This is a genomic window from Kitasatospora sp. NPDC114501 (assembly GCF_055633695.1).
In genome coordinates, this window is record NZ_JBVKDS010000011.1 from 1 (window position 1) to 13,686 (window position 13,686).

The following is a 13,686-nucleotide window of genomic DNA, read 5'->3' on the forward strand; positions in this document are numbered from 1 at the left end:
CGTCGATCCCGACGGGCTCGCGTACGTGATCTACACCTCCGGTTCCACCGGCCGTCCCAAGGGCGTCCAGATCACCCACCGGGCCCTCGCCAACCGCGTCGCCTGGGCGGTGGACCACCACGGCATCGGCCAGGCCGACCGGGTCCTGCTCAAGACCTCCATCGGCTTCGACGCCGCCGGCTGGGAGGTGTTCGCGCCGCTGGCCGGCGGCGCGACGCTCGTGCTCGCCCCCGACGGCGCCGAGCGCGATCCGGAGGCCGTGCTGCGCAGCGTCCTCACCCACCGGGTGACGGTCCTGCAGGCCGTCCCGTCCGTCTGGCACCTGCTGACCGAACTGCCGGACTGGCCGCGCTGCACCTCGCTGCGGCTGCTCTTCTCGGCCGGCGAACCCCTCGGCGCGGCGCTGGCCGGGCGGATGGCCGCCCCCGGCGGCCGGGAGGTGTGGAACACCTACGGACCCACCGAATGCACCATCGACGTCACCGCCCAGCACCTCACCGCCGACCGCCTCACCGACCCGCTGCCGATCGGTGCGCCGTTGCCCGGCGTGGTGGTGCGGGTGCTGGACGCCGGGTTGCGTCCGGTGCCGTTGGGCACGGTGGGGGAGTTGTGCGTCGGCGGCGTCGGGGTGGCCCGGGGCTACCTGGGCCGTCCGGGCCTGACCGCCGAGCGTTTCGTCCCCGACCCGCTCGGTGGGCCCGGGGCCCGGCTCTACCGGACCGGCGACCGGGCCTGGATCCGGCCCGACGGCGTGGCGGTGTACGCGGGCCGGATCGACGACCAGGTCAAGATCAACGGCGTCCGGGTGGAACCCGGCGAGGCCGCCGCCGCCCTGGCGGCACTGCCCGCGGTCCGCGAGGCCGCCGTCGTCGCGCGCGACGGCCGGCTGGTCGGGTACGCGGTGCCCCGCGACGGTGCGCCGCTACGCTCCGCCCAGCTGCGCCGGGAGTTGGCCGCCAAGCTGCCGCCCAGCCTCGTCCCCGCCGTCGTGATCCCGCTGGAACGCCTCCCGCTGACCAGCAACGGCAAGCTCGACCGGCGTGCCCTGCCCGCCCCCGAGCCGGTGCGGGACGAGGACTTCGTGGCGCCCCGGACACCCACCGAGGTGGCCCTGGGCGAGATCTACGGCCGGGTGCTGGGCCTCGACCGGGTGAGCGCCCGGGACGCGTTCTTCGAGCACGGCGGGGACTCCCTGCTGATCATCAAGGTCATCGCCGCGGCCACCCGCCAGGGCCTGCCGGTGACGCTCCGCATGCTCTACGAGTACGACACCCTGGCCGACCTGGCGGCGGCTGTGGACACATTGACGGAAGGACAGGACATGACCACCCACCGCCCGCCCGCGCCGGAGCCCGTACGGGCTGCCGCCCCCGCGGCGGAGATCAGGATCGACGGGGACGCCCTGCTGGAGGTGATGGACCGCCACGGCGTCCCCGGGGTCAGCGTCGCGATCCTGCGTGAGGGCGAGGTGGTGGCCCTGGAGGGCTACGGCGTCACCGCCGCCGACCGGCCGGAGCCGGTCACCGCGCGGACCCCCTTCCAGGTCGCCTCGGTCAGCAAGCACGTGACCCTGCTGGCCGTGCTGCAACTGGTCGCCGACGGCACGCTGAACCTGGACACCGACCTCAACCGGTACCTGCGGACCTGGCAGGTGCCCGACGGCGCGGTCATCACGCTGCGCGAACTGCTCAGCCACCAGGCCGGTCTGAGCCACGTGCCGCCGACCAACTTCCTGCCCACCGAGACCATGCCGACAGTGCTGGAGGTGCTGACCGGCACCGGACCGGCCACCAACGAGCCGGTCCGGGCCCAGCACCCGGCCGGCACGGTCTTCCGGAAGACCAACATCAACTACTCCGTGCTGCAGCAGCTGCTCGACGACGTCACGGGCCGGCCCTTCCCGGAGCTGATGCGGGAGATGGTGCTGGAGCCGCTGGAGATGACGGACAGCAGCTTCGACCAGGACTTCCCGCACCGGTCCGAAACCCCGGTGGCGATCGGACACGACGTCCACGGCGATCCGATCGCCGGACGCTACCGGGTGCGCAACGAGGTGGCCGCCGGCGGCCTGTGGGCCAGCGCCGCCGACCTCACCAAGGTCGCCACGGAGATCCGCCGGGCCTACCGGGGCGAGCCCGGGAAGCTGCTGGCCCGGCCGCTGGCCCAGCAGATGCTCACGATCTGGCACCCGGGCAGCTTCTACGGCCTCGGCACCGTCATCGACAACAGCGCCGGCGACCTGGAGTTCGGCCACGGCGGCCGCACCGTCGGCTTCCGGGTGGGCACCTTCACCCAGATCGACAGCGGCGAGGGGCTGGTCGTCCTGACCAACTCCGAGTCGGGCAAGCTGGTCCACACCCACCTCGCCGACGCCGTCCGGCGCTCCGGCGGCGCGATCCTCGGCGGAGAGCTCACCAGGCTCTGGGCCCAGGCCCAGGACCTGCCGGTCGAGAGCCGCGAGAACGGCACCGTCCGGGGCGGTACCGATGACTGACGCGCTGCTCGAGGTGGTGGGCCGGCGCCCGGACGACGCGGCCCACGCCGTCATGGTCCGGCTCAGCGGCCCGGCCGTCCAGGGCGGGACCTGGACGGCCGTCACCGGCACGGCTGACCCCGCCACCGGTGAACCGGCCGACATCGGGCACCGGTTCCGGATCGGTGGGCTCACCAAGACCTTCGTCGCCACGGTCGTGCTGCAACTCGCCGCCGAGGGCCGCCTCGACCTCGCCGACCCGGTCTCGCGCCACCTGCCGGGACTGGTCGAGCACCCGGTGACCGTGCGCCAGCTCCTCGACCACACCAGCGGCCTGGCCGACGAGAGCGACGTCCGGTACAACGACACCGCGTGGTTCCTGCGGCACCGGATGGACACCTTCACGCCCGAACAGCGCGTGGCCAAGGCACTGCGGCTGCCGCTGCTCCACCCGCCCGGCACCGGACAGCAGCTCGCCCGGGCCAACTACGACCTCGCGGGCCTGGTGATCGAGGCGGTCTGCGGCCGCTCCTACCGCGAGGAGATCGAGACCCGGCTGCTGCGCCCGCTCGGACTGGCCGGGACCTCGCTGCCGGGGACCGACCCGACACTGTCCGGCCCCCACCTGCGGGGCTACGACGACGGCATCGACGTCACCGAGCAGAACCCGTCCATCCACGGCGCGGCCGGCGAGATGGTCTCCACCCTCACCGACCTGGAACGCTTCCTGACCGCCCTGGCCGGTGGCGAGTTGCTGCCCGCCGAGGAGCAGCGGGTGCTGTTCCACGTCCCACAGGTGCCGTACCTGAACGATCCCAGGCCGGCCTACGCGGCGGCCGGCCTCGACCATCTGGTGCTGCCCGACGGCGTCGTGGTCTGGGGTATGGCCGGGGTCGTGCACGGCGCGATCACGGGCATGGTCACCACGCGTGACCTCGGACGCTGCCTCACCTATGTGATCAGCCCGACCGTACGCGGTGCCATGCGCGTTCCTCCCTTGGCCGTCCGACTCATCGAGGCGGCCTTCTCCTGACCCCACCCGCCCACAGCCGAGGGGAACCCGCCTTGGTGGGGTCTGCCTCTCGGCCTTCCACCGGAGGGCAGTGGACGCGGCCCTGCGCCACCTGAGTTCCACCAAAGCCCGAACCCGGCTTCACCGGTCAGCCGCGACCGACCGGCAGCGGGGTCCTTTCACCCCCCGGTGCGTTGGTGAAGCCGGCCGCGTCCGGGCGGGCAGCGGTGCCGCCCAGCCGGCGGACCGTGGTGGTCTTGCCGCTGCCTGGGCGGCCCGCCAGGAGAATCCTGGTCGGCGGCACGGGCTCCGGAGAGGGTGTGCGTCTCCTGCCGGCCTCCCATCCGCGACGGGGGCCCGGTAGACGGGGCGGTAGATTCTCGATCATGGAGAGTCAGATACGGGAAAGCCGACCGCTGCGCCGACTGCTCGACCGCCTGGGCGCGGACGACCCGGCGTCGGTGCGCCCGCGCCGGGTGGTGGCCGGTGCGCTGGCCGGGATCGCGGTGCTGCTGTTCGGGTGGATCCTGGTACTCGGCTCGACCGCGCCCGGGGAGGCCGAGGTTCCGAACTGGTCCACGGTGTGGGTCGGGTTGGACCTGCTCCAGTGCACCGGCCTGATAGCCACCGCGCTGCTGCTGGCCCGTCGCTCGCGGCTGGTGGCGCTGGCCAGTGCGGCGACCGCGACGCTGCTGCTGCTCGATGCCTGGTTCGACGTCATGAGTGCCGAGGACGCCGTCGACTGGTACGTGGCGCTGGCCATGGCCCTACTGGTCGAACTGCCCGCGGCGGTGGGGATGGCGGTCCTGGCCAGGCGTGCGATGGACTGGTGACCGGGCTGTTCCGCCACCCTGGACGAGCATGACGGCGTGGCGGACCACGCCGGCTCCAGGTCCTTCGGCAGGAGTCCCCGCGCACCGGCCGCCAAGGCTGCCGGTGCGCGCTCACGGTCCTCCTCGGTGGCCGTTGTCCCCTCGGGGCTCGTGCGGTTCCGACCGGCTGCCGCCGACACCACCCGCCGAAGGCCGGCCGGTTCGCAGGACTCCCCGCGTGGTCCTGCGTCGTGGTGACGGGGCAGCTGTGCGGTGGGGTGTGTCAGTCGCCCGGAACGGTGCCCTCCTCGAAGCGGAGGTAGCGCTCGACGGACCGGCTCAGGACTTCGTTGCCGTGGCAGGTGACGGCCCGGTCCCACCAAGCGCCGTAGATCCGCTCGAAACGGTAGCCGGCGAGCAGGTCCGCTGCCGCGCGGACCGCCTGCGGGCGCTCCGGGATGTGGTTGGCGTAGCTGTGCATGAGGGTCACCCACCGGCTGTCCGGGCAGACGTTGACGACGTCGCCGGTGAACAGCGCCCCGTCGCCGGCGCTCCAGTGCAGCACCGCGCTGCCCGGGAAGTGCACGCCCGGGTTGATCAGGGTCACCTCGTCGGTGAGCCGGAGCGTGCGCCCGCTCCAGAACCGCACGGCCGGGTCCGGCCGGCCCACCCACTGCCGGTCGGCGTCGTGCAGATGGACCGGTGCGTCGAAGGCGTGTGCCCACTCCACCATCGCGGAGTAGAAGTGCGGGTGGCTGATCGCGATGTGGTCGATGCCGCCGAGCTCCTCGACGGCGCGCACCATCGCGTCGTCGAGGTACGGCACGCAGTCCCACAGCACGTTCCCGGCGGCGGTGCGCAGCAGCAGGGCCCGCTGGCCGATGGCGAACTCCGGGGTGACCCCCACGCCGAGCACGTCGGGCCCCTGCTCCTCGAAGCGGCCGGTGTGGCCTTCCTCTCGCAAGCCCGCCAGGGTCGTCCACTGCTGGCCGTTCCGGCCCACGTACTGGCGTTCGTCCAGACAGACCGGACAGTCCGGACGCGCGGCGGCGTACTGGGTACCGCAGGTGCGGCAGATCGGACGTGTCGGGGCGGTGGTGTCAGCCACGGCTGCCTCCGACGAGTTCGTCGAGGACGTTCGGGCGGCTCGGCAGCCAGCCGAGTTCCTCGACGGCGCGCCGTCCCGACACCACCTGGTTCAGGCCGAGGGCCTCGGCGAACGGGCCGCCCACGGCCTCGGCGGCCTGCTCCACCGGCCAGGGCTCGGCCCGGCCGGTGCCGCCCGCGGCGATGTCGGCGGCTGCGGCGAGCGCGGCGACCGGCACCGCTTCGTGCGACACGCCGTGCAGCACGCTGCCCGCGTCGGCCTTGGTCACCGCCAGCGCGAAGAGTTCGGCGAGGTCGTCCACGTGCACCATGGGCCAGCGGGTCGCGGCCGAGCCGACGTACCGGCCGGTGCCGTGCTCGCGTGCCCAGCCGGTCATCAGGCCGGGGATACCGCCGCCGTGGCCGTACACGATGCCAGGCCGCAGGACGACGGCGCGCACGTCGTCCCCGGCGGCGGCCAGCACGCGCTGCTCGATCCGCGGACGGTAGCCGACGATGGCGATGGCGTTGGTCGGCGCGTCCTCGGTCAGGGGAGTGTCCCCGGTGGCGCCGAGCACCCACACGCCGCTGGTGTAGACGAACGCTCGGCTCGTGCCGCGCAGCGGTGCGAGCAGCGCCTCGAGGGCGGCGGTGTCCACCGCCTCGTCGCCGGTCGGGGTGGCGAGGTTCACCACCGCGTCCACGTCGTCCGTCACCGCCGCGCGCAGTGACGCCGGGTCGGTCAGGTCGCCGACCCGTACCGGCACGTCCGGGTGCAGCGCGGCCGCGTCCTTGACCAGGGGCACCACGTCGTGGCCCTCCAGCGTCAGACGGGACACCACCGCGGAGCCGATGTAGCCGGTGGCACCGAGTACCAGAACCTTCATGAACCCTCCCAGCAGACGTTCTTCGAACACGACAACCGTAGGAACCGCGCCCGCACCCGCGGATCCGTCGAATGACCGGGGCGCGTACCGGCGTTCACCCGCACGGGGGCCGAAGGGCCGACCGGGTCGACCGGACCGACGGGAGAGGAGGTGACGGGGTGGCGGGACCGGGCGGAGGTCAGCCCAGGTCGAGCGCTCCCAGGGCGGCGCGCGACGTCACGCCGAGCTTCGGGTAGGCGTTGGACAGGTGGTAGCCGACCGTGCGCGGGCTCAGGAACAGGCGCGCGCCGATGTCCCGGTTGCTCAGGCCGGTCGCCGCGAGCCGAACCACCCGCAGCTCCTGCGCGGTCAGCCGGTCCACGACAGCCGCGCCCGCCGCTGACGCGGCCGGGGCGACACCGGCGGCCCGCAACTCCGTGCGGGCCCGGTTCGCCCACGCGGCGGCCGACATCCGCTCGAACGACTCCAACGCCACGGTCAGCGCCTCCCGGGCGTCAGCCCGGCGCTTCGCCCGGCGCAGCCATTCCCCGTACAGCAACCGGGTGCGCGCCTCCTCGAACGGGCGGCCGTCCCCTTCGTGGGCGGCGAGCGCCCGCTCGTAGAACTCCTCCGCGGTTGCGGCGTCGGCGGTGAGCAGGGCGCGGCAGCGTAGCTCCACCGCCCTCGCCCACGCGGTTCCGGTGGCCCCGGTCCAGCGCGCGAAACCCTCGGCGGCCGGCCCGGCCTCGGTGGCCCGCTCCGCGCGCACGGCGGCCTCCACCTGGTCGGGCAGGCTGTGTACGGAAGCCATGAGGTGCCGGTGCGGGCCCCCTGTCAGGGCGGCGAAGTGTTGCAGCGCCCGGTCGTAGCGGCCGAGCCCGAGGTCGAGCAGACCGTGTGCCCTGGTCAGCCAGAACGGGGACGGTACGACCTCGGGGCACAGGTCCTGTCCCGGCCGTCCTGCGGAGCCGCGGCCGAGCAGGTCCCCGCCCCCCGGGCCGCCGGTTCCCTCCGGCCCCTCCGCGGCGCCCGGCTCCTTCCCGTCGAGCGCGGCCAGCACCGCCAGGACGCCGCTGAGCATCGTGGCGAGATGGCGCTGACCGGTGTCGCAGGCGATCTCCAGACCCTCGACCGCCGTCGTGCGGGCGTCCCGGTGTCGTCCCAGGAACAGCCGCAGCCGCGCCAGCCGTAGCAGTACCCGCGGCAGTACCCCGACGGCACCCTCCATCCGGCACTCCCGCTCCAGGGCCACGGCCTCGTCGTGCACCGCGCGGTACTCGCCGAGCAGCATGTCCCAGCCGTGCAGCCGCACCTGATCGGCCAGGCTCCGCTTGTGCCGGGTCCGCGCGACGTACCGGGCGAACTCCCGTACCGCCGCCGCCCCGTCCACCAGATCACCCGCGAGCATGTCGAGAACCCCGGCCGCGCCCCGGTGCACGGGGTGCCCACCGAAGTCGAGGCCGGCCACCCGCGCGCGGGTGTCCCGGGCCGCCGCGACCGGGTCCGGCGCCTCCCAGGCCATCGCGGTGGACTCGAACAGCAGCGACGCCCCCATGGCGGGACGGTCCGCCGTCACCTCGGAAGTCGCCTCGACGAGCAGCAGCCGCGCCGACTCCGCGCGGCCCTGCTCGTGTTCGAGCGCTGCCCGCACGCTGGCAAGCCGGGCGACCGCCGGCGGACTGCTCACCGGCCCCGCCTCGTCGGCGAGCATCCCCGCGAGTTCCACCTGTCCCGCCTCGGCCGCGGCGGCGGCCGCGGCGGCCAGCCGCAGCGACCGGGCCTCCTGGTCCCCTGTCAGCCGCGCGGCCCGCCGATAGGCGGCGGCGACCGCCGCCCGGCCGCCCCGCGAGCGGAACAGCTCGGCGCTGCGCTCCAGTTCGGCGGCGACCTCGTCGTCGTAGCCGACGGTCGCCGCGGCCAGGTGCCAGGCCCGGCGGCCCATGTCGTCGGCGGCCGGTGCCGCCTCGGCGAGCGCCCGGTGCGCGGCCGTCCGCTCGGCCAGCACCGCACCTTGATATGCGGCGGCGCGCGCCAGCGGATGCCGGAACACCAGCCGGCGTCCGGACACCCTCACCAGGTCCGCCGCCTCCGCCGGCCCGAGGTCGCCGGCGGCCGCGCCCACCCGTTCCCCGGCCGCCAGCAGCAGCGCCACGTCGCCGGTGTCGTCGGCCGCGGCGACCGTCAGCAGCAGACGGGTCGGCGCGGGCAGTGCTCGGATCCGCTCGTCGAAGATCCGCCGCACCCGCCACGAGGCCGGCAACACGGCGATCTCCCGGGCGTCCAGCGGTTCGCTCCCGTCCCGCTGGGCCGCCGTCAGGGCCCCCACGAGCTCCACCATGGCCAGCGGATTGCCCTGCGCGAGCCCGAGGATGCGGCTGCTCACGGCGGCATGCAGCTCGGGCGCCCGGTCCGCGAGCAGCGCCGCCCCCTCCTCGTCGGTCAACGGACCGAGGTGCAGCACCGGCAGGCCCGGCGCGCCGTCGAAGGCCGCCGGATCGTCGTGCGCTGCGACCGCCATGGCCACCCGCCCCCTGCCGAGCCGGCGGGCGGCGAACAGCAGGGCGTCCACGGTCTCCAGGTCCAGCCAGTGCGCGTCGTCCACCAGGACGACGACCGGACGTTCCTCGGCGAGTTCGTCGAGCAGGCCCAGCGTCGCGGCCCCGACCAGGAAGCGGTCCCCGGCGGGCACGTCGTCCGGTGTGATCGCCCCGCGCAGCGCCGTCAACTGCCGCTCCGGCAGGCTCCTGGCCAGGTCCAGGGTGCCCTGGAGGAGCACCTGTAGGCCGGCGTACGGCAGCGAGGCCTCCGACTGGACACCCGTACACCGCAACAGCCGGGCTCCGGCTGCCGTCGCCGCGCAGGCGCACCGGTCGAGCAGTGCCGTCTTGCCCGACCCCGACTCGCCGAGGAGCACCACGGCCCCGCCCCGGTTCTCCCGGGCTCCCCGCAAGAGCCCGTCGAGCACTTCCTGTTCGTGCCGCCGGCCGCTGAGACCGGCGGGCCTCCGATCGGCGCTGCCTGCCCGGACCACGTCGGTCATCTGATGCTGTCCCCTCCTTCGGTCAGCGTGGCTGACGATGTCATCGGTTCGACCGTCGCGCATCCGCACCGGCGGGCCGCCGGTCGGGAAGGCCCGGCCTGCCGGAACGCTGCTGCGCACCAGCCGGCGCGGCCTCGGCCGAGTTTCCCCGATCCGGCTGCCTCGAAGCGTGCGGCACGGCTCCGGCCGTGGCGGTGTACACGGCTTCGGCCGGCAGGCTCCGCTCCAGGGCGAGCAGCATGACGGCCCCCGCCGTCGAACTCGTCGCCAGGACCAGCCAGGGCAGCCGGCCGTCGACCGCCAGCAGGCCGGTGAACAGTGACGGTGCCAGCGTCTGGGACAGCGCCCAGGACAGCTGGTAGGTGGCCAGGTAACGGCCGCGCGCCTCGGCGGGAGCGGCGCTCACCGAGAGCGCGCCCGCGCTCGGGCTGTGCACCAGTTCGCCGATCGTGTACAGGACCAGGAGCCCGACCAGGCCGGCCATCACGCCCTGGCGGGGGATGCCGCCCAGCAGCGCGTACCCGAGGAAGGCGGTGGCGAAGACCAGGGCGCCGACCGCGGCCACCCGGGTACGCCGGGCGAAGCGCCTGCTGACTCTCCCGACCGGCACGCCGGCGAAGGCGCAGAGCGCGGTGTTGACCGCGAACAGCGGGCCGGCCACCGAGGCGGGCAGCTCGAACTGGCTCACGGCGTACACCGGCAGCAGCACGCTGAGCGCCGAATAGCCCAGGGCGATCAGGAAGTTGGCCACGGTGAGCCCGGCGTACGGGCGGTCGCGCAGCACCGCGCGGTAACCGGCTCGCTGCCGGCCGGTCGTGGAGCGGACCCGGTGGGGGGTCCTGATCCGCAGCGCGAACAGGGCCGCGACGAAGAAGGTGGCCGCGTTCAGCCAGGCGACCGCCAGGAAGCCGCGGTCACCGCCGAGTTGGACCAGCCCGGCGGCGAGCAGGCCGCCGGCGCCGAGGCCGGCGTTGTTGACGCTCCTCGCCAGTGCCATCAGCCGGTCCCGGTGCTCCCCTTCGGCGAGCTCGCCGATCAGAGCCTGCTGGGTCGCGGGGAACGCCTGGGCGCCGGCCGCGGTGAGGGTGGCGACCAGGGCGAAGACCGGCAGGGTGGTGCCGAGCGGGAACGCCAGGAAGCCGAGGCCGCGGACCAGGTACAGGGCCAGCCGCACCTGCCGGGCACCGAACCGGTCGACGGCCCAGCCGCCGACCGGCATGGCACTCATCGCCAGCAGACCGGCGACGGTCAGGACGGTGCCGATCGTCGGCAGTGGCAGTCCGGTGATCCGCTGGAAGAAGACCAGGCTGAACGGCACGTACATACCCGTGCCCACCGCGTCCACCAGCATCCCGGCGATCAGGTTCCGCTCGCCGGGCACCCGCCGTTCCTCCGCCTTCATCTGCCCTCCCCGAGTGCGGGACGGGGCGCGGACACGGGCGGCCTCTGCGGGCCGACCGTGCCGAGCAGCAGCTTCACGGCTGCCATCAGGATTCCCCTCGCTCTCCGTGGATTCCGCCCTCGGCCGGCGGGGCGTCGTCCGTGGTCTTGCTGTAGCCGAGGCACTCGACGATCAAGCCGTCCCGTACGAGCGTGAGGCTCACGCCGCGGACCGAGTCGACGGGTCCGTCGTGGAAGTGGCACCGCCAGCGGACCGTCGCCCGTTCACCGGTGACGACGACGGCCTCCGGCTCGAACTGGATCGTGCGGTCGTCGGCGAGTGCCCGGCAGAACTCCAGGCACTCGGCGCGGCCCTCGTAGCGGGCTCCGTCAGGAGCCGGCTCCCTCGCCTCCATGACGCAGTCGTCGGCGATCAGGTCGGCGAGCAAGGAGGCGTCATGCTCGATGAAGGCGCGGTTGAAGCAGTGGATTACCTCGGCCGTGGTACGGAACGTCAATGCCGCAACTCCTCGGAAGTGGAACGATCGGTCTGCCGATTCCCGGTCCGGTCCGGCCGGGCAGCCGGGCCCGGGGCTCCGTCCGCCGGGATCGCGGGGGTGGGAGGTCCGGGTGCGTGCGCGCGGGGTGCGCGGGCTACCGGTACGGGCGCCGGACCGTCCCCGGACCACGCGCGGCGGTTCCGGCCGCCGTCGATCTTCCAGCTCCCCACCGCGCCCATCAACGTCGAAGATCAGTAAGATCCGATAACCGAGGCTTATGACGGGGGTCGGCACAGGTGGAAATACGCGACATCGAGATCTTTCTGACGCTGGCCGAGGAGCTGCACTTCGGCAGGGCGGCCGCCCGGTTGCACCTCACACAGGCTCGCGTCAGCCAGGTGATCGGACGCCAGGAGCGACAACTGGGCGGCTTGTTGTTCGACCGTTCCAACCGCCGCCAGATCCGCCTGACCCCGCTCGGCGAGCAGCTCCGCAGCGACCTGCGGCCGGTCTACGCGAACCTGCGCGACAGCCTCGAACGCGCCCGGATGGCGACCCGCGGCAAGACCGCCCGCCTGCGCGTCGGCATGATGCCGTTCAACGTGCCCGACATGTACCCCTACTGGGAGACCTTCCGCTCCCGTCATCCCCAGTGGGAACTGCAGCTGCGCCGGGCGCCCTACCTCGACCCGTTCGCCAGGCTGCGCGAGGGCGACATGGACGTCTTCCTCACCTGGCTGCCGGTCGACGAGCCCGATCTCACCGTCGGCCCCGTCCTCTTCCGCGACCCCCGTGTCCTGGCCGTCGCCGCAGGCCACGAACTCGCCGAACGGCACTCCGTCCCGTTCGAGGCCCTGGCCGACTTCGCCCATGCCATGCCACCCGACATGCCCGACTACTGGGAAGACGCCTACCTGTCGTTCCACACGGCCCGGGGAAAGCCGATCGAACGCGTCGAACAGGTCACCAACGCCGACGAACTGATCCACCTCGTCAGCACCGGCGAGATCGTCCACCCCTTCCCCTCCCACGTCACCCGCTACTGGTCCATGTCCCACGTCCGCTTCGTCCCCGTCCCCGACATGGGGACGATTCCCTACGCCCTGGTGTGGCGCAGGGACGGAGAGAACGACCTCGTCCGGGCCCTCGCCCAGACCGTCCGCGACATCGGAGTCCTGCACTTCTGACGGGGCCCGCGTGGCAACCGCCGCCACCTGTACGGGCCATCCCGCGCTCACCTCCCAGCACGCGGACCGAGCGGCCTTGGCAGGCGGGTAGAGGGGGCGTTCGAGTGACGACGACCGTCGCGCTATCTTCGCGATCATGAACAGAGTACGAGCCACCAGGCTCATCGGGTCGAGCTTCGGGCTCTTCTTCGTCCAGGCCAATGCCGGTGCCCTTCCGAACGCCGTCGGCATCCCCCTCCGGGTCCTCGCCGTCGTCGCGCTCCTGCTCCTCGGGATCTTCAACCGCCGGCCCGTCCCCGAGACCACCACCGCCTCCCCGCCGCGCTTCGGCCGGTTCTACTGGTTCGTCGCCGCGGCCGAAGTCGTCGGCATAGCCGTCGGCCTCGCCGTCATCAACAAAGTCCTCCACACGCCCGCCGCCACCGCCGGCTGGATCGCCTTCGTCGTCGGCGTCCACTTCTTCGGCCTCGCGACCGCGTGGAGCCGACCCCCACTCCGCGTCCTCGGCGGCTCGATGGCGGCCTGCGGTGCACTCGGCATGACCCTCGCGTTCCTCGGTGCCCCCGCCTCCGCCGTCTCCACCGTCGCTGGCATCCTCCCCGGCGCGCTCCTCTTCGGCTCGGTCTGGTGGTCGAGCCGCTCCAGAGCCTAGGGGCAGTACTCGGCGCGCCCGAGGGCCCTGTTCGACATCTTGCGTTCTGCCGACGCGGGGGCCGGGTCCCAACCGCCATGGGGGCAGGAGCCGTTCGGTGATCTCACGCAGGCTCCGGACGGTGGCCCGGGCGAGCCGGGAGGGGGGAGCGCCGCCTGCCCGGTACGCGCACTACCGGCCGACCCGGCCGTGCGAGCGTCGGTGCCCGCCTGCACAGCGGTGCCCCGCAGGAGGGCGGAGCCCATGACCGGGGCGGGGTCGAGCCATTTCGTGTCCGTCGGGGAATTCCTTCCGGGTGGCCCGGAGAAATGCGACGCCGGCGGGTGGGCCATTTCGGTGCGGTATCCGGGCAGCCCGGGCCCCGGCTGTGCCGGGTGGTCCGGATGCGAGGGAATTGCTCCACAGATGGACGTATGTCCGGCAACGGTGGTGAACGTGGGGCCATGTCACAACGAAATGGACATGGTGTAATCCGCGTCACACCGGAGGTCCGTTGACGGAGAACGGTCAAACAATCAATAATCCCACCAAGTAGCTGCTGTAACACCCGTCCGACAGACTTTCACCGAATCCTTCGGAATTCAGAGGTTTCCCGGGCGCGGAGGCCGGGAACGGCGCCGGGCTCACTGTGGGGCGGATCTGGGCGGCCTGCGGGAGGGGGCCATGCCGCCGTCGTCG

General features: G+C 73.3%; 10 protein-coding genes. 5 read left to right on the forward strand and 5 right to left on the reverse strand.

Translation table 11 applies throughout. The annotated features are described in order from the left end of the window. From ACZ7RU_RS21095 to ACZ7RU_RS21105, 3 genes are all read left to right on the forward strand, one after another. Positions 1-2,494 (forward strand): amino acid adenylation domain-containing protein (locus tag ACZ7RU_RS21095; protein WP_470342458.1); only part of this gene is annotated, 2,494 nt, incomplete at its 5' end. After that, positions 2,487-3,506 carry a serine hydrolase domain-containing protein gene (locus ACZ7RU_RS21100; RefSeq protein ID WP_470342459.1) on the forward strand — a complete coding sequence of 340 codons (1,020 nt, stop codon included), beginning with the start codon at positions 2,487-2,489 and terminating at the stop codon, positions 3,504-3,506. The genes ACZ7RU_RS21095 and ACZ7RU_RS21100, both read left to right, overlap by 8 nt. A 365-nt stretch (positions 3,507-3,871) precedes the next feature. Next, complete coding sequence (locus tag ACZ7RU_RS21105; protein WP_470342460.1) at positions 3,872-4,318, forward strand: hypothetical protein; 447 nt, start codon at positions 3,872-3,874, stop codon at positions 4,316-4,318. A gap of 262 nt (positions 4,319-4,580) precedes the next feature. Here ACZ7RU_RS21105 and ACZ7RU_RS21110 read toward each other — a convergent pair whose 3' ends face one another. The 5 genes from ACZ7RU_RS21110 to ACZ7RU_RS21130 all read right to left on the reverse strand — a co-directional run bounded on the left by ACZ7RU_RS21110 (position 4,581) and on the right by ACZ7RU_RS21130 (position 11,187). Further along, positions 4,581-5,405, reverse strand: coding sequence for an MBL fold metallo-hydrolase (locus ACZ7RU_RS21110; protein ID WP_470342461.1), 825 nt, complete (start codon positions 5,403-5,405; stop codon positions 4,581-4,583). Next, positions 5,398-6,270 (reverse strand): NAD-dependent epimerase/dehydratase family protein, encoded by an 873-nt coding sequence (locus tag ACZ7RU_RS21115; protein WP_470342462.1) that lies wholly within the window; start codon positions 6,268-6,270, stop codon positions 5,398-5,400. The genes ACZ7RU_RS21110 and ACZ7RU_RS21115 overlap by 8 nt, the downstream gene beginning before the upstream one ends. Positions 6,271-6,448: 178 nt before the next feature. After that, positions 6,449-9,289 (reverse strand): helix-turn-helix transcriptional regulator, encoded by a 2,841-nt coding sequence (locus ACZ7RU_RS21120; RefSeq protein ID WP_470342463.1) that lies wholly within the window; start codon positions 9,287-9,289, stop codon positions 6,449-6,451. A 40-nt stretch (positions 9,290-9,329) separates the two neighbouring features. Beyond that, the gene (locus tag ACZ7RU_RS21125; protein ID WP_470342464.1) at positions 9,330-10,691 is read right to left on the reverse strand and encodes an MFS transporter; all 1,362 of its coding nucleotides are present in this window, start codon (positions 10,689-10,691) and stop codon (positions 9,330-9,332) included. Positions 10,692-10,776: 85 nt separating this feature from the next. Beyond that, complete coding sequence (locus tag ACZ7RU_RS21130; RefSeq protein WP_470342465.1) at positions 10,777-11,187, reverse strand: nuclear transport factor 2 family protein; 411 nt, start codon at positions 11,185-11,187, stop codon at positions 10,777-10,779. A 278-nt stretch (positions 11,188-11,465) separates the two neighbouring features. On the opposite strand from ACZ7RU_RS21130, the gene ACZ7RU_RS21135 reads away from it, so the two are divergent. Continuing rightward, on the forward strand, positions 11,466-12,356 hold the full coding sequence (locus ACZ7RU_RS21135) for a LysR family transcriptional regulator (RefSeq protein ID WP_470342466.1): 891 nt from the start codon (positions 11,466-11,468) through the stop codon (positions 12,354-12,356). A gap of 136 nt (positions 12,357-12,492) precedes the next feature. Further along, positions 12,493-13,008 carry a hypothetical protein gene (locus ACZ7RU_RS21140; protein WP_470342467.1) on the forward strand — a complete coding sequence of 172 codons (516 nt, stop codon included), beginning with the start codon at positions 12,493-12,495 and terminating at the stop codon, positions 13,006-13,008. Positions 13,009-13,686: the final 678 nt, after the last annotated feature.